20 protein-coding genes are annotated in these 17415 nt (G+C 38.1%); 1 reads left to right on the forward strand and 19 read right to left on the reverse strand.

The features are described 5' to 3' along the window. Positions 1-85: 85 nt before the first annotated feature. Entirely contained in the window at positions 86-400 is a 315-nt protein-coding gene (locus tag HNR31_RS10170) for a hypothetical protein (RefSeq protein ID WP_181556144.1), read from the reverse strand. Positions 401-864: 464 nt separating this feature from the next. Between HNR31_RS10170 and HNR31_RS10175 the strand changes: the two genes are divergently transcribed. Continuing rightward, positions 865-1203, forward strand: a complete 339-nt coding sequence (locus HNR31_RS10175) for a YmaF family protein (protein WP_181556145.1) — start codon at positions 865-867, stop codon at positions 1201-1203. 842 nt (positions 1204-2045) lie between these two features. Here HNR31_RS10175 and HNR31_RS10180 read toward each other — a convergent pair. The 18 genes from HNR31_RS10180 to HNR31_RS10260 form a co-directional block, all read right to left on the reverse strand. Beyond that, positions 2046-2303: a YiaA/YiaB family inner membrane protein gene (locus HNR31_RS10180; protein ID WP_181556146.1), complete on the reverse strand. Its 258-nt coding sequence runs from the start codon at positions 2301-2303 to the stop codon at positions 2046-2048. Positions 2304-2684: 381 nt separating this feature from the next. Beyond that, positions 2685-3638: an MBL fold metallo-hydrolase gene (locus HNR31_RS10185; RefSeq protein ID WP_181556147.1), complete on the reverse strand. Its 954-nt coding sequence runs from the start codon at positions 3636-3638 to the stop codon at positions 2685-2687. 202 nt (positions 3639-3840) lie between these two features. Next, positions 3841-4392, reverse strand: coding sequence for a 6-phospho-3-hexuloisomerase (gene hxlB / locus HNR31_RS10190; RefSeq protein ID WP_181556148.1), 552 nt, complete (start codon positions 4390-4392; stop codon positions 3841-3843). A gap of 2 nt (positions 4393-4394) precedes the next feature. Then, on the reverse strand, positions 4395-5027 hold the full coding sequence (gene hxlA / locus HNR31_RS10195; RefSeq protein WP_181556149.1) for a 3-hexulose-6-phosphate synthase: 633 nt from the start codon (positions 5025-5027) through the stop codon (positions 4395-4397). Positions 5028-5075: 48 nt separating this feature from the next. Continuing rightward, on the reverse strand, positions 5076-6089 hold the full coding sequence (locus HNR31_RS10200) for a LacI family DNA-binding transcriptional regulator (protein WP_181556150.1): 1014 nt from the start codon (positions 6087-6089) through the stop codon (positions 5076-5078). A 137-nt stretch (positions 6090-6226) separates the two neighbouring features. Further along, positions 6227-6868 (reverse strand): bifunctional 4-hydroxy-2-oxoglutarate aldolase/2-dehydro-3-deoxy-phosphogluconate aldolase, encoded by a 642-nt coding sequence (locus HNR31_RS10205; protein ID WP_181556151.1) that lies wholly within the window; start codon positions 6866-6868, stop codon positions 6227-6229. Positions 6869-6944: 76 nt separating this feature from the next. Continuing rightward, positions 6945-8243 carry an MFS transporter gene (locus HNR31_RS10210; protein WP_181556152.1) on the reverse strand — a complete coding sequence of 433 codons (1299 nt, stop codon included), beginning with the start codon at positions 8241-8243 and terminating at the stop codon, positions 6945-6947. 1 nt (position 8244) lies between these two features. Beyond that, complete coding sequence (locus HNR31_RS10215) at positions 8245-9192, reverse strand: sugar kinase (protein WP_181556153.1); 948 nt, start codon at positions 9190-9192, stop codon at positions 8245-8247. Then, entirely contained in the window at positions 9183-9962 is a 780-nt protein-coding gene (locus HNR31_RS10220) for a sugar phosphate isomerase/epimerase family protein (RefSeq protein WP_181556154.1), read from the reverse strand. Before HNR31_RS10220 ends, HNR31_RS10215 begins: the two co-directional genes overlap by 10 nt. 275 nt (positions 9963-10237) lie before the next feature. Continuing rightward, positions 10238-11602, reverse strand: a complete 1365-nt coding sequence (locus HNR31_RS10225; RefSeq protein ID WP_181556155.1) for a glutamine synthetase family protein — start codon at positions 11600-11602, stop codon at positions 10238-10240. A 784-nt stretch (positions 11603-12386) separates the two neighbouring features. Next, entirely contained in the window at positions 12387-13271 is an 885-nt protein-coding gene (locus HNR31_RS10230) for a sulfite exporter TauE/SafE family protein (protein WP_181556156.1), read from the reverse strand. A 226-nt stretch (positions 13272-13497) separates the two neighbouring features. Beyond that, positions 13498-13770, reverse strand: a complete 273-nt coding sequence (locus HNR31_RS18730) for a TipAS antibiotic-recognition domain-containing protein (RefSeq protein ID WP_233414517.1) — start codon at positions 13768-13770, stop codon at positions 13498-13500. Between the two features lie 384 nt (positions 13771-14154). Next, positions 14155-14256: a MerR family DNA-binding transcriptional regulator gene (locus HNR31_RS18735; protein WP_233414518.1), complete on the reverse strand. Its 102-nt coding sequence runs from the start codon at positions 14254-14256 to the stop codon at positions 14155-14157. 82 nt (positions 14257-14338) lie between these two features. Continuing rightward, the gene (locus HNR31_RS10240) at positions 14339-15055 is read right to left on the reverse strand and encodes an ABC transporter permease (protein WP_309505690.1); all 717 of its coding nucleotides are present in this window, start codon (positions 15053-15055) and stop codon (positions 14339-14341) included. A 45-nt stretch (positions 15056-15100) separates the two neighbouring features. Continuing rightward, on the reverse strand, positions 15101-15448 hold the full coding sequence (locus HNR31_RS10245) for a GNAT family N-acetyltransferase (RefSeq protein ID WP_181556158.1): 348 nt from the start codon (positions 15446-15448) through the stop codon (positions 15101-15103). A 270-nt stretch (positions 15449-15718) separates the two neighbouring features. Then, positions 15719-16114 (reverse strand): gamma-glutamylcyclotransferase family protein, encoded by a 396-nt coding sequence (locus tag HNR31_RS10250; protein ID WP_181556159.1) that lies wholly within the window; start codon positions 16112-16114, stop codon positions 15719-15721. Positions 16115-16404: 290 nt separating this feature from the next. Further along, a complete protein-coding gene (locus HNR31_RS10255) occupies positions 16405-16605 on the reverse strand; it encodes a cold-shock protein (protein ID WP_181556160.1) in 201 nt (66 codons plus the stop codon). A gap of 247 nt (positions 16606-16852) precedes the next feature. Beyond that, positions 16853-17413, reverse strand: coding sequence for a thioredoxin family protein (locus tag HNR31_RS10260; RefSeq protein WP_181556341.1), 561 nt, complete (start codon positions 17411-17413; stop codon positions 16853-16855). Between the last annotated feature and the right edge of the window lie 2 nt (positions 17414-17415).

Here is a 17415-nt window from a genome sequence, read left to right on the forward strand (position 1 = left end):
AAAGTATTGTTAGGTCACAAAAAAGAGATTAATTGTAATACATTTCTTTTACAATTAATCTCTTCTTAATAGCGATGTGATGCTTTTATTTAGCCGCATGGCGAATAGTTAAAAATTTATTGATCCATGCTCCAATGTAGCAACTTATTACGGAAGGTATTAATGCTATGAAGGAGCCAATCCCTTGTGAAATAAACAAATCATGTCTTCCGTGAATGATAACCGATAAAACATTGATTATAGGGATAAATATGGCTAAAGCAATACTAAATTTCCATGCTCCGCTCGGATATATACCCCCTAAAAATACTCCAAATATGAACAATAGAATAATCGCATTAAAAGGTTCATCTGCATTATAATCTGTAATTGCAATTAAAGCGCCTAGCGTAATAGACAAACTATACAACCATCGTCTTAAGAATGTTTAATTTACTTCCATTTCCTTATTCCTCCTACTCCTTTGTTGAAAAACTTTAGGTGCCAAAAGAATGTTATATAGAGTATATAATATTCCCTCTTCTCTTTATGTCAATTGGGAAAACACAAATATGGACATAGATTTCCTACATTATTAATTATAAGTATTTTGGCAATCCGAAGTTTTCAAGTAACTAAGCAAAAAATTTATAATAAATATATTATGTAAATTAAATGTTCTCCTCTTTCATAACATGAAAACTTTCATACTCTGTTTATTCGCTTTTCGTAAGGAATTATGTTAATGAACCTGTGTCATGTCGTAAGTAAAGAAATGCTTGTCCTTTTTACACAAATGAAACTCGTTCATAAATTATGATTATTTCCTACACCCATTCATATATATTAGCGATATCTTATAATTTTTTTGAATGGGGTGTCGTTATGAAAAGGGTGGGCAAAGATGATTTTGTCTCTGGTTTTGTCCCAAATCATAATCACGGTTCAGTGGATTATACTTCTGTTGAAGATGGGCATGTACATCAATGTTTAGATATCACATCGCCACCAATTCCTACGGAAGATGGAAGCCACATCCACTATACTGAAGGTTATGTGTTATATGAAGATGGGCATACACATTATTATCGAGCATACTCAGGTCCAGCTATTCCAGTTGGAGATGGCATGCACGTACATTATTACGATTTCTACACAACAGAAGATCACGGTCATAGACATCATGTGACAGGTGTTGATAAGCCCGCTCCCGGAACCCGCTAAACTCACCTTTGTTTCTATTATCTATACGAAAAAAGCAGCCATAAATAAGGCTGCTTTTTAATTGCTATTCTCCCAATAGTTTAGCTGGATTATAAAATCAATTTGTTTATTTGTCACTGCTAATTAGTATTGGAATAATATTTTCAAACACATATCCAAGGGGCCAATTGTTCATAATCTTAGCCAACTGTTCAGACAAATGAAACAGTCGCCCAAGCCAAACATTCCACTGTATCATAAGATAACATAATTTTTTATTAAACCTATTATTATAAGCTAGCTTTTTCGTTCGTTGTTGTCGTACATGTTTTTATTATGTTTACTTAGAACATAGTTTAATTAAATAAAATAAAAAATTATTTTCCGATGATAAATGATTTCAGAAAAAATTAAACACCTTAACCCAATAGAATTTAGGGCTAAGGCTTCTAAGTTACTATACGTTGCCTATTTTGAGATGTTCGGTATTTTTTCACTATCCAATATTGGAGATAAACAACGCTAGGTTCAAAATAATAAAATTTTTTGAGAAGGTATTTATTTTATTTAGCAAGCGAATCATTTACGGCAAATCTTCGTTTAACGTAATAGATGTTTGCGATCATATTTTCTTGATATGGAATAAATCCTTTCCTTGTTTATCAAACTAAACTCTAAAATAGTAATACCCCTTTTCTTCATTTCAATCAATACGTCGATATTTATAAAACCTTGAACTCAAACGGTTCGTTACATGTGAATTTCGCTTTTGGCACATTAAACCCTCTCCACTTCATTACTTGGCACTGTAAAAAGTCCGTTCATTATTGATTATAAATCTTTGACGCTACAAATCTTTATACCTATTTTGCATCCTCTTTTTCAAACTTTTTAGGCAGATGCTCTTTTTCGTAAGCATCATCTTCTGCATTGTCTCTAATCGTTTTTTGAAGAACAAACGAAGACATAATTAAAAAGCAGGCGCACACGGCATAATATCCTTTTTCCACTAAAGGCGCATCCAAGTTGTACAAACCGATAAACATAAACCCGCATGACAGTACAAAAGAAGCCCAGGCAAGAAACGTAAACGCCTGGGTGTTACGGCGGCGATAATTCATATTAAATCCCCTCTCCTCATGCAGTCTTTTTCATAATAATGTATTCCATATCGCATATTTTATTGACAATGACTTCAACCATTTAAGTAGAGCATCAGAAAGAGATGACCCTTCATCCAAAAAGAATTCCTCACCAAAAGAAAAGGGTTCACAATGGACTAAGCATCAAATCTACTCAAACAGTTTATTCTACAGAGTTGAACCACCACTAAAAGACACGTCCTGGAAACTGTTTGCGTTAGTATCCTTATGGAAAGATTGATTTTCCTGACTAGGTTGGGAGTAAATTTGCTCATAGATGTTTATTCTTTTCTTCTGATTCTAAAAATCAGGAAACGGAAAATCGTCTAAAACCAAATGTTTCTGCTCCCGTATGGCTTATTATCTCTTTTGTAAATAATCGATAATTCCCATAGCACAAACCTTTAAATCTAAGCTAATAATCTCATAAACATCTGCTTCTCGAGGTACATTCTGTTTATCTAAAAACGCGCTAATCATTTCAAAAAGATCTCTGGATACAGCATCTGTTTTTTCTTCAAAAGAAGCGTTAGGATTGTCTTTCGTGATTCTTTCACCAACTTCCACAAACTTTGGCAGCCAGTACCTTAATTGCTCAAAAGCATCACTTGGGTTGTTCGACATTCCAAAATGTCCAAAATAAATTCGCTCGATATTTAAGCTCTCGAGACGATCAGCAGAATCTAACATCGCTGTTGGATTAAATTGATTTGGTGATGTCGAAGGTAAATAAAATTCTAATCCGTACTCAAGCAATTGAGGGTAAAAAACTCCAACAGTATCTCCCGTGAAAACTCCATTACTGCGAGAATCATAAATGGAAAAATGATGATTTGCATGTCCAGGCGTATGAAGGAATGTCAATGTGCGATTTTCGCCAATTTGTAATATATCGCCATCCTCCATTGTAAATAGACGTTCTTCTGGAACAGGTAAGATTGGATTAAACAATTCATCAAATTTCTCACGGTAAACAGCTTGCGCACCTTGAATTAATCTTGAAGGATCGGCTAAGTGTCGTTTTCCCTTTGGGTGGACGATGACATTTGCATTCGGGCACTTGTCAAGTAATAGACCTACACCGCCCGCATGATCAAGATGAATGTGGGTGACAATAATGTTTTTGATGTTCTTTGCCGCGATCCCTAACGTTTCTAATCCTTTTAGTAAATACGGAATGGAGGGACTTGCACTTGTTTCAATAATCGTTAATTCCTCTTCATGAAGCACATATGTACCTGTTCGTTGAGCAACTCCTAAATCAAAAACATCAATTAACGAAATTCCATGACCTAAATCAATTGGTTTTTGCATATCTTTTTCTTCTCTCCTACTCATCTATTCTTACTGAATATTCTATCAAATAACGGATTGATAAGGAATAGATATTCTTCTAAATTTTGGATTGATGATAAATGTGAGCATCATAAAAATTGCTGCAATATGATATCATGCCAAAACACACAGGTGACCTGACAGAAAGAGATTGCTCAGGTCACCCATACTAAATTACTAATTACTCTAAATTACTATGTTGTTTTAATGCGCTTTCGTGCTTGATATTTTGTACAGCTGCATACTGCAAGCATATGGCATCAAAAATTAAATGCATACATTGATCGAAGAGAGAACTTAATGGTTGTACGCTTTTTTTCTCATGGCCGCGGCGGTATTTGGTCGCTGCAGGAACATGAATAGTGAGTGATGCATTTGCGGCTAGTTCCGATGCAACATCAGTGGTAAAAGCAATTACGTAGCAATCGAGCTGTTTGGCTTTTTCAGCAATCCAGACAGTACTTTTGGTTGTCCCGGAACCAGATACAACAACCAATGTGTCTCCTTTTTGAAGCGCGGGAGTAATGGTCTCACCTACCACGTAGACGTTCGCTCCAAGGTGCATGAGCCGCATTGCAAATGCTTTTGCCATTAATCCCGAACGTCCTTCCCCAGCAATAAAAATCCGATTTGCTTTTTGAAGAAGAGTGGCTACATGTTCAATATTCATATGATCAAAATCCTGAAAAACCTGCTCCATTTCATAAAAAATAGTTTGAATAGGATGTTTCATCGTTAATCCTCCATAAATAAAATAGATTGTTTTAATTCTCTCGCTGCTTTTACTTTATCTGCGGCTTGCGTTATTGCAGAACCAACAATAATAATCAAGGGATTGAATGGCTTAATTTTTTCGATTGAATCGATAGAAATCCCTCCGGCAATCGCCAATGTGCGGTCCTCCAGAATGTTAAAGCGATCGAAAGAATGTTCAGCTTTCGAAACAGAAAGCTCTTGCTCGTCTTTGCTTAAATGGGCGCAGAAAATGGCATCCTTGTATTCTATTAATTTTCGTAACGTTGTTTCATTTACGTTCAATAAATCAATCATAATGTTCCTCTTTCGTTTTGCTGCTTCGTTCAAGCATGTTTCAATAGTAACTAATGGAGCCACTCCCATAACAGTAATGATGTCGGCCCCTGCCTCAAAGCATAGCTCACACTCGTACTTAGCGTTATCGATTGTTTTGATATCGGCGACAAGCGGCTTATCGGGAAATACATTTTTGATGGTATAAATGCTTTTGATACCAAATTCTTTAATTAGCGATGTACCAACTTCAATCCAATCAATATAGCAATTTACTTCCTTTGTTATTTTGATGGCTTTGTCAACTGTCATTCGATCAAGGGCGAGCTGAATATACATAGTAATTCTCCTTATTTTTTATTTACCCGCTTCTTCGGGGGAGCTTTATCAATTTATAATGTTCTTCTCGCTAGAAGATTCCCGGATAATCAACTTACATGGAAACGTATACAGTTCTGAACCAACGCGTTCCTTATTGATTTGCTTAAGTAAAAGCTCTGCCGCTTTCTTTCCCATTTCATATGCCGGCTGTGCAATTGTTGTAATAGTTGGGTTTGAAATGTTGGCAAACGGGATGTTATCAAAAACAACAATAGCTAAATCTTGCGGAATACAAACACGATTTTCTTTTATAAATGTCATGACTTCAAAAAAAGACAAATCATTTCCTGCGACTAATGCAGTTGGTTTTTCAGGCAAAGTAAACACCGTTTTCAGTTGAGAAAGGATATTTTTTATGTCTGTTGATATCATGTATTCGGGCTTTATTTTTATACTATAGTCTCTTAATGCTTGCTTATATCCGTTTACCCGTTCGATACGTGGATAAATCGTTAAAGGGGGAGTTACAATCGCAATTTTCCTATGCCCCTTTTGAATAAGATGAGAGACAGCCTGATGCGTCGCTTCTTTATTATTCACTACAATCGTATTTACATTCACTCCATCAATTTTTCGGTCAACAAAAACGATAGGATAGTTCTCTTTTTCCATCTGCTTATACAGTTCGATATTTTCACCCGTTGGAAAAACAATTAATCCATCAACCTGTCTCGCACGTAACATTTCAATATATTTTCTTTCCTTTACAGGATCATCATCAGCGTTGCATACAATAGCGTGCATATCATGTTCATGGCAATAGTCTTCAATTGCCCTGCTTATTTCTGTGGAAACTCGATGCATGATATTAGCTACAATAATACCGATCATCGCTGTTCGTTTTTGTTTCAAACTCCGTGCTATATAATTTGGACGGTATCCCAGTTTTTCGATAGCCGCCCTTATCTTCTCTTTCGTTTCGTCCCCCATATGCTCATATCGTTTATTTAAAAACTGTGATACAGTGCTTTTAGAAACCCCAGCTTCTTTAGCTACATCAGCCATTGTTACTCTTCTCATTGGACATCTTCCTCTTAATTTTATTAGCTAGATTTAGATTTTTCGTGTTTCCATTTTAGCAAGTATTATTTAGTTTATCCAGTATATGGGGATAAAGATTATTCATCTCGATCAAATAATTGCATCCAGAAAATAAATTAACAGCGTTGTTTGGCATTTGTTACTTTCTCAACAAAGCAGCGGGCTGTTTCCTTAATTTTCAGTAAATAATCACTCGTAACTTCTTTATTCGTATCTAACAATGTACTGCCCACCCCCACTGCAACGGCACCTGCTTTTATATAATCTGTTACATTTTTTAAAGTTATGCCACCTGTTGGTAAGAGCGGGATATGAGGAAATGGCCCGGATATTGCTTTTATATATTCTGGACCAAGAACATTTGCCGGAAAAATTTTAACTGCATCTGCCCCATGCTCATATGCAGTTAAAATTTCTGATGGTGTCATTGCTCCTGATATACATAGTATCCCATATCTTTTTACAGCACGAATGGTTTCTACATTCACTGTTGGAGAAAACACAAATTGTGCCCCCGCCAAAATAGCTGCTCTTGCGGTTTCCGCATCTAGCACCGTTCCCGCTCCTACTGTTGTGTCATTGGCAAATTCGGAGCGCAGCTTTTCTATCATTTGCAATGCCTTCGGTGTCTCCATCGTAATTTCAAGTGCTGTCACTCCCCCTTCTTGCAATGCTTGGGCAATCGGAATAATTGTATTTAAAGTTGCATTGCGAATAACGGCCACAATTCCTTTTCTTTCTATATCATAAATATTCATATTCTCTCTCCCTATAGATTTAATAAATGAACTATGCTAGCTTAAAATATTTATAGTATAATAATTCAGAGATCCCCTATTTTTGTGCTTGATGAACTTCCCATTCATCAGGCACATTTTTTATTTTTTGCCTATTTACTCCTTTAACAGCAGCAATCGTTAAGAAAGATGAAAGGAACAAAGAACCAGCCATGAAAATGTATGACGCACCAAATTCTCCTGTTATCCCATTTAAATAACCGACAATGTAGGATCCTACAAACGAACCAAGTGCACCCATACTATTAATTAAAGCCATCGCACCGCCGGCAACATTGCGGGGCAAGATTTCCGGAATAATCGCGAAGAATGGACCATACGGTGCATACATTGTAGCTCCCGCGATAACAAGCAGGACAAATGAAATCCAAAAGTAGCTCGTTCCAATTAAATAAGATGCATAAAACGCAACGGATCCAATCAGTAAAAACGGCCATACAAATCCAGTTCGATTTAATGTTTTATCGGAAAAGTAAGAAGAGCTGAGCATAAATACAATGGCAAAAATGTACGGAATGGATGATAACCATCCGGTTGTAACGATATCCATATTAGGCGCAGCTTTAATAATAGATGGAAGCCACATGACAAATCCGTATACTCCAATGCTCCATAGAGCATATTGTAAACTTAATAAAATAACAGTTTTTGATTTAAACGCTTCCACATAATTTTTGACTGGTTTTAAATCTTGTTGTTCTTGTGCCAATTGTTCTTGTAATTGTTGTTTTTCTTCTACAGTTAACCATGTCGCGTCTTTCGGCTCATCATTGACTAACTTCCACCAAATAAATGCCCATATAACCGCCGGGAAACCTTCAATAACAAACATCCATCTCCATCCAACTGCTTCAACTAAATATCCAGATAAAATGGACATCCATAATACAGTTGCTGGGTTTCCCAGAATTAAAAATGTGTTAGCTCGTGAGCGTTCCTCTCTTGTGAACCAGTGACTTAAAAATACGAGCATTGAAGGCATCACTGCACTTTCTACTACCCCAAGCAAAAAACGAATAACAATTAATAATTTAATGTCGCTCACTAGCCCTGTTGCACTAGCAAGCCCTCCCCAAAGAATTAATGACCAAAAAATAAGTTTTTTAGCACTTTTATTTTCCGCATAATGAGCTCCAGGTATCTGAAAAAAGAAATATCCGAGAAAAAATAGTGATCCTAATAACGAGGACATGGCTGCTGAAATCTGTAAATCTTCAGCCATTCCACCCGCAGCCCCAAATCCATAATTCGCACGGTCCAAGTAAGCTAAGCTATACGTGATAAAAGAAATGGGAATAAGCCGATACCATCGCGATTTTGCAATTGTGTTTTGCATTTTATTCCCTCCCTACAGAATGTTTTATAAACTGTTCCAATTCAGTTCGAGTAGGATACCCATCGCTATCCCCTGCCGATTGAACGGCTAAAGCTCCAATCGCGTTCCCCCGCAAAACCGCTTCACGAACTGGAATCCCTTCAAGTAAACCACTGACTAGTCCCACAGCAAAACCATCACCAGCTCCCACTGTATCTATTACTTTTGAAACTTTATAGCTGTTTACATATCCTTCTTCATTATGGGATTTGTAAAAAGCTCCCTCACTTCCTAATTTAACAACCACAAGCTTTACTCCTCTTTCTAAATAAAAGGAAGCTATATCACTCGGTTGGGTGAATCCTGTTAAAAATTCTCCTTCTTGAATGCCTGGTAATACGAAATCGCTTTCAAAAGCAATTTTATTTATTACTTTTCTCATTTCTTTGTGGGATTTCCACAAAGATGGCCTTAGATTAGGATCAAATGATACGGTCTTTCCTTCCATTTTCATAAATGATTGGACATGTTTTGCAAATTCTCTCATTGAGTTAGAAAGAGCTAATGGAATTCCTGTCATATGTAAATGTCTTGCTGATCGAAAATAAGCTTCATCAAAATCATCGATACTTAAATGACTAGCTGCTGAACCTTTTCGAAAATATTGTACTTCGGGATCGCCATTCATCACCTTCGATTTTAATTGAAACCCGGTTGGAAATTTCTTATCGATCATCACTTGATCGATATTCACGTTTTCCTGTTGTAAATGTTGGATAATATACTTTCCAAAAATATCATCCCCTACTTTACTTACCCAGCCGCTTTTCAAACCCAATCTCGCAAATCCGATAGCTGTATTCACTTCCGCCCCGGCTAGCGATCGACTAAAACAACGAACGCTATGAAGGGGGCCTACCTCATTTGCGATAAACATGACCATTGCTTCTCCAAATGTGACTACATCCATTTATTTACTCCTTTCTTTTTCTCTGATTTTCTGAAAATACTAATATAACGTTGTATCATTTGAGCGTTTTCTATTGGAAACTCTAATGCAACAGGTAAATCTTGTGAAAGCACATCCAAAATCCTTCTCCATTCTGCTGATTCGTCTAGCGGCAACGGCAAAGTACTCCATTTTCCATTATCTATTTCCACATGTTTAAGGTGAACGTATTTGATAAACTTATAGAACTGATGTAACGCATCATAAACATTTTCACCACTATATTTCCAGTTCCCGATATCAAATGTCATATTAACTGGTAGTTTATAAATGGAAGCGCTTTTAAAAAAACAAAGCAAATGATGAATAGATCCTCCGCAAGAAGTCTGATCATTTTCCACCAGCAAATGGATTTCATTACCGTTTTCATATAACAGTTGTTTTAAATGATGGATATCAGAGCGGTTTGGCTGATAAAAGCCTAATGACACTTTGATCAGCGTTGCCCCTAATTCTTTCGCTTCGTGTATAACGGAATTTAATTCTTCGTCATTCAAAGCCCCACATCGTTTCCATAGGGGAATTGGTGCGGAATACACAATAAATAATCCATAGTCCATGATTATATTTTTTAACCTTGTCAAGGGATAATCGTTTTGTGTAAGCAATTCTCTACGAATCTCCACACCATCTGCGCCCGTTTCCGAAATAATTGGAATAAAAAATTCCTGACCTTTTTCTATTACTCTCTCACTTTGGAAAACATTTAATGGTACGATAATTTTCCTCATTTACAGCTCACCCCCTCTTCAAGCATTTCTGTAAATCGATTTAGTAAATCGATTTACAGAAATTATAACATCATGTAAGCGTTTTTTCAATATGAATTATTTGAATAATCTATATTTTTTAAATCTATATTGTAATTCCAATTCAAAACACTCCGCTTTACTTATTTAGTTGTCAGGTGGCAAAACCCCCTTTCTTTCATTCATTAAAAAAGAAAATGCAATCTGTTTAATTATTTGTACAAGAAAAAGCGGGCAAAAATGCCCGCTTTTTGAAATTAAAATTTAGATTGATAGTTTTCGATTTCCCAAGCATGCACAGCAGTACGGTAGCTGTTCCATTCTGCTCTTTTCATGGCGACGTATTCACCAAAAACGTGATCGCCAAGTGTTTTACGGCCGATCGTGCCGTTTTCGAACTCTTCAATCGCTGCTCCTAAGCTGGATGGAAGATTTTCGATACCAAGATGTGCGCGACGCTCCTCTGTCATATGGAAAATATCTTCGTCAATTGGAGCCGGCGCTTGTAAGCCCTTTTCAATCCCCTCAAGGCCTGCGGCAGCAATGACTGCAAACGCTAAATATGGGTTCGCTGATGGGTCTGGACAGCGAAGCTCTACGCGTGTGGCCAAACCTCTTTTTGCCGGGATACGAATTAACGCTGAACGGTTAGAAGCCGACCACGCAATATAACAAGGAGCTTCATAACCCGGTACAAGACGTTTATAAGAGTTCACTAATGGGTTTGTAATAGCCGCAAAGCTTTTTACGTTCGCTATTAAGCCAGCAATAAATTGATACGCTGCTTCAGAAAGTTGATTTTCATCGCTAGGATCGAAGAATGCATTTTCACCATCTTTGAATAATGACATGTTCACGTGCATACCAGAACCATTAATTCCGAATACAGGTTTTGGCATAAACGTTGCGTGCAAGCCGTATTTGCTTGCGATTGTTTTCACGACCCATTTATACGTTGTCGCATTGTCGGCAGAGCCTAATGCGTCTGCATATTTAAAATTGATTTCATGTTGTCCCTCTGCAACTTCATGATGAGACGCTTCAATTGTAAAGCCCATTGCCTTTAATGCACGGTAAATTTCTAGACGAACACGCTCACCAAGGTCTTTAGGAGACGGTTCGAAGTATCCACCATTATCTTGCAGTTCTGTCGTAGGATTTCCGTTCTCGTCTGCTTTAAATAGGAAGAACTCCAACTCTGGACCAACAGAAATCGTGAATCCTTTTTCCGCTGCACGTTCAACAGTTTTCTTTAATACGTTGCGAGGATCCCCTTCAAATAATGTTCCATCAGGATTTGTAACCGAGCAAAGAAAGCGAGCTTCAGCGTATCCTTCTTCTTCTGTCCACGGCAATACGGCAAACGTGTTTAAGTCAGGAAGAAGGTAGAGATCTGATTGGTTGATAGGAGAAAAACCTTTGATTGAAGAACCATCGAACATGATTTTTCCTTCGACAACGTCGTCAAGCTGTTCCGCAGTAACCGTTACATGCTTTAAAATTCCTTCGATGTCGACAAATTGGAGATGTAAAAGTTCTACATGTTTTTGTTTGATGATGTTTTTAATTTGTTCAAGGACCGCCACATCATGATTTACTTGAGAAGCAACCACTCTCGACATGTCAGATAACCTCACATTCAAATGTTTAGTTTTATAACATGAGTTTATTATATTGAAACATTCTTGTTTTGACAATACCTTTTTTATAAATATTTCTGCATTTTTATAAGAAAACGTTTTCGTAATCTGTGCGTTTTTCTTTAGCATCTATGCGCCCCATCCCATATCTATAAATAAAAAGCGATGGTTTATAAACCATCGCTTTTATTTATAGATTGACATCTATTTATCCAACTCCGCTTTTTCTTGAATTATTTCAACATTTTTATACAAATAAGTTCTTCAATAATATGACTTGAAGATAAAAATACCCTACTATCAAAAGTAGATGGCATCTTGCTTGCACAGGAGCCCCCACCTCTGTACTCCGCCTTTCTTTGTATAATGAGGAAAAAGGAAAAACCGTTGATAAAGGACTCTTAGTCGTTCTTTGCCAACTCAGTGGCCGAAAGTCGAAAACGTTGAACATAGGTCGCGCGTCTGCTATAGGCGGAAAAGAAACGTACCGTCAGCAGACAAAGACCTCCGAAAAGAGCGGCTGTCTGATCATGTCTCTTCCAGTCCTGCCCTGATACATGGGGCAAGTAAAGTCAATAGTGCTTGGTGCGTTGGTACTGCTGGACACTCGCAAGCTCTCACTTCCAGTCGTTACGAAACTTCGACTGAGTAGGGAGTTGACAGCTAAGAAAAGAAAAAGTCTGAACTATCATGCGTTTCATTCTGTTTGCCTCTACATCGAGTATAACATAATGAAAGCCGCTTCTTGAACGAGCGGCTTGTGACATCATGAAGCCAAATCGTTGGATAATGGCGCTTTTCGATGATTGCGAATCGCCCACCATACAGCGGCGGCCCAACCAAATACGATGATGGCATAGATAGGGGTATACCAATTTTCTGCAATTCCCCAAGCATGTAACAATGTTCGCACATTCGTGAAGATGATAAGCCCACCAACGAGAACACCAAGCAAATGGGATGGCATGATTTTGACAAGCCATGCAGCGATAGGAGCGGCGAAGAGCCCTCCTAGCATGAGGGTTCCAACCCAAAACCAATTGACATCTTCCCATCCTAAGGAAATAAAGAATCCAAGTGTTGCCGAAACTGCTACGGCAAACTCAGACGTATCAACAGTCCCTACTACTTTTCGTGCTTCTATTCCTTTTTTGGCAAGAAGAACAGGCGTAGCGATCGGTCCCCATCCTCCTCCGCCGGTCGCATCAAGGAAACCAGCCAATAAACCTAACGGAATCAACTGACTCTTTGACAGTTTTTGGGGCTGTTTTTGTTCTTGAGATGAATGAAGAAAAAGAAAACGATATATGATGTAAAATCCAAGTGCTAATAGAAAAAGAGAAACGTACGGCTTAATCAAGTCTCCGGGAAGATTGCTTAAAAAACATGCCCCGACAAACGCTCCAATCGAGCCAGGAATAATAAGTTTCATCACCATCTCACGATCAACGTTCCCAAATTTTAAATGTGACGCACCAGAAGCTGCTGTTGTCGCAACCTCCGCTAAATGAACCGAAGCTGAAGCGACCGCCGGCGCGATCCCAAATGTAAGCAATAATGTCGTGGAAGTCACTCCATACGCCATCCCAAGTGAACCGTCAATGAGTTGAGCAATAAATCCAATTATTACAAAAACCAACAGTTTTTTCATCGTTCCAGTCCTCCAATTTTTTTACTGAATAACAAAAAAGTTTATTATTGTGTTTATTATCGCATTTATTCCTTGTGCCCCCCTCCATAAGAAAAAAAGGCATGAAATCGTTAATACGACTTCATGCCTTCAGTTTGTCTGATCAGCATGCGTATATTTGAATTTTTTAATCATTTTATTAATTCTTACATTAATACCAACTAATCCTACTTGTCAAGTGTGTTTTTTAAATAAAAAGCAACTCACTATGATGAGTGGCTGCTCTAGTGGGCGCGTTAATTCTTATGGCGATTGCAATAAATAGGCATGGCTCATGCAAAAAAGCAGTTAATCCTTTTTGATTCTGATCAATATTTTGGGTAAAACGTTCATCACTTACATACCAATCAGCCATTCCACAGAAAATTTCGATGATGCAATCGTAAAAATAGTCGGTGAATAATTGTCTTAATTCGTCAACCGCTTCCTGAGCTTGTGCATCTTCAGGTCCATACGCCATTCGAGCAATGATTCTCTGATAAATATGATTCTATTTTACTCTTCTTTTGAATGCGTCCACGTTCGCTTCTCTACCTGCCCTCTTACTCCTTTTCTAATGTTCCTCGATTCCTCTCATATCGAAGCCTTCAAACATTTCGTTCCTCTCCATCTCTATTCCTCCTTCCATCGATTGAAGTGTTTTTTCCACCGTCTTGATCATTTCTTCGAGCCGCTCTGTCTTTTTGATAAGCATTCTTTATGGACTTGCAGCGCTTTTTTCTGACAAAGTGAGGACGGTCGAGAAGGTGTTTGATTTTTCGAAGGCGAAAGCCCATTTCCTTGAAAAAGAGAATTTGTTGTAATCACTAAAGATTCCGCTTTGAATACAGGCGATAACCATACGCTATAACGTATCTAAGATGAGAAGTCCGATTTGATCATAATAATGCAATGTACGTACACTAATCCCTGACATATCCGCTACTTCCTTGACTCGATACGGCATTTCTTTGCCTGCAACTCGATAACATTACAGTTAATCCAAAACATAAAAAAAGTGTTTGGAACCATCCCCAAACACTCCATCGTTACGACAAGAGCTTGTTTTCATAGTATTCCTGAACATGATTCGTTTGATAAAACGCGCGGTAATTTAGGAGACAAACGATCATTGATGAAATGGATGCAACAACAAGAAGCGTGAACACGATGAAAATTTGGTATTTGACAGCGGCAATCGGCTCTGCTCCAGCTAAAATCATTCCTGTCATCGTGCCGGGAATTTGCACAAGTCCCATTGTTTTTAATGTGTCGATCGTTGGGATCATGGCAATTTTAATGGCATGGCGCTTCATTTCTTTCTCCTTCTTGTCTTCCTCCTTTTTCATTGCTTCGAGTACGACACTCGCAGCGACCATCGCCGTCCCTGAAAACATGCCGGCAACAGGGATGATGTATTGCGCTTCAAATGGAATGATATGACAAATAAGCCATAAACCGATGGGAATTCCCACTGATACCATCATCCCAGAAAAAACAAGAAAAAATGTTCGTTTCATCTCAAGTCCCCGCTTCGATACATTGAGTGAAGCGATAACGATCATAACCAACACATATCCAGTAATGACATACCATCGTTCAAAAGAAAAAATGTATGATATACAATATCCCAATAACAATAATTGAGCAAATCCCCTAAGTGATGACCAAAGAATTTCTTTTTCTAGTTTTAACGCTTGTTGATATGACACAATGATGGGCACAAAGATGAACAATAAAACAGCTAGTAATGCTGTATATGGCACTTCTTTCAATGAGAACACCCTTTCTTTTGAGACAACATCATGAGTTCAATATCGTTGTAAAATGAGCGGTAGACCGATTTTTTCCATTCCTCTTATTCCTTTATCTTGAAATCTCGATTTCTCATATAACTTATTTGTTTCATTGACAGCCAAAACAATCTCGTTGATGTTTGGGAAATGCTTCATCACAAACGCAGTGAGAAGATGAAAGGCTCGTTTTGTGCATCGTTTTCCTTGGTGAATCAAATTAACAGAAAATGCTCGGATTAACATCGTGTTACGATTATTCGTAAAAGAGGCAATGTTTTTCCCTTCATGTAAAACAAAAAAGCCAACCGTCGTATCTCTATAGAGGATAACAACAGGATGACGATATGGATCTCGTACTGACAAATCAATGACTCCAGATAGTTAGAGCGGTAAACTTGGCTTTTCCTTTTGTAAGATCAAACGTCTGTAAAACAGCACATGTCCAGGCTGATAAAAACAAAGTTATACCACCGATAAGTTGCTCTCGGTTTTAGGCGTTATCATCTTACTGTCAACTCCTTTTTAATGGATGATAAGACTATTTTATACAATTCTCTTATTTTTTGGAATGATTTGTTCTATTTACAAGAATAGAATGGGAACTGTCTGCAAATGACCGTTCTCTTAGCGCCATTATGATTTTTCTTTGCGATCTTTCCTCCATGAACCTGATGGAATGAGAGGAAGGTGTGCTGCTTGATCAGCTGGATATACGTATACGTATCCTTCGATATCTTGTTCGCTATCTTTGATCCAAATTCGCTCGTATTCGTTATGATGTCCGCCTTCTTCATAGTCTTCGAATTCATCCATTCGCTTCAATCCTTCTTCTGTAACGGTAAGCCATTCACCGATCACCTCATATCCATCTCCGCTCACAACCAGTGCAGGATATGCTCCCACGTCATAAAGCCAGCCTTTTACTTTCCCCGGTTGTACCTTGCGTAAATAAGGTGCGACAATATGATGGTTTTCTTCGCCCACTAATAATGTCCCATAAACAAATACTTGATACATTCGCTCACCCATGCAATGTCCCTCCATTTTTTATGACTATATAATCAAAATAACGAAAAACGTAAAACAATGGAAGCCCTGCCTCTCTTCCATCCTTACAGCTCCGAGGCTGCGCCGTTGTGAATTCGTTTTTCGCCATAAGAAAAAACAAATGCAAAATGTCTAACCGTGATGGGCAAATGTTTTTCATCCGCGGAAATGCTTGGAGAGACTAGTGCAGCAGATGATAAGGCTAGGATGTTTTCTGTTAAAAAAAAGTGATACCGCCAAAAGCGATATCACCTTCCGTGTTTCCTCATTCCTTATGCTTTTTGTACATTAGTAGCTTGGGGACCGCGGTTTCCGTCGATGATATCAAACGTGACCTTTTGTCCTTCTTCTAATGTTTTAAACCCATCTCCTTGAATCGCTGTGAAATGGACAAACACATCTCCGCCATTATCCACTTCAATAAATCCATATCCTTTTTCTGCGTTAAACCATTTTACTTTTCCTGTGTTCATCGTGATTCCTCCAAAACAAATTTTGACCATCGTTCCATTACTCATTGTGAAACAAAAAAGCCGTACCCGCATGGAGAAAGGCCATAAGAGGGCCTGCACTTTCCATGAGGCACGACTTATAACGATTCTTGATATAACGAAATAACGAACTGAATGGTGCCTTTACAGCATAACGGATAGACATTAAAAAGTCAACAGCTATTTCAATAAAGACAATTAACCATCATCATGCGCTATTTTTGTCTATCTATGATTCTTTCCACTTAATGCTGCAGCCAATGCTCGGTTTTTGTTGTGTTGGTACCGGCTCGTTGTTTAATAAAGCATCGAGAGCAGCACGAATGGACTCTCCTGTAACAGGGATACCGTTGTTTGGTCTAGAGTCATCCAGTTGTCCGCGGTAAACGCATTTTAAGTCGCCATCAAATACGTAAAAATCTGGTGTGCATGCAGCTTGGTATGCTTTGGCTACCTCTTGTGTTTCATCAAATAAATACGGGAACGGATAGCCGAGTTCTTCAGCTACTTTTTTCATATTTTCTGGCGAATCATCCGGATACTTTTCCACATCGTTGGAGTTAATCGCAATAAAGGTAATCCCTTTTGGCTGGTAGTCATTTGCAAGACGAACAAGCTCCTGTTGAACATGTTTGACAAAAGGACAATGATTGCAAATAAACATAATGACCGTGGCAATATCTGATTTTACATCTTCCAAACGGACCGTTTTTCCATCTGTTACATTAACAAGTTCGAAAGACGGAGCTTGTTTGCCTAATGGAAACATTGTTGATTCAACTGCCGGCATAC

The sequence above is a fragment of the Thermaerobacillus caldiproteolyticus genome (assembly GCF_013761245.1).
GTDB classification, from domain to species: domain Bacteria; phylum Bacillota; class Bacilli; order Bacillales; family Anoxybacillaceae; genus Thermaerobacillus; species Thermaerobacillus caldiproteolyticus.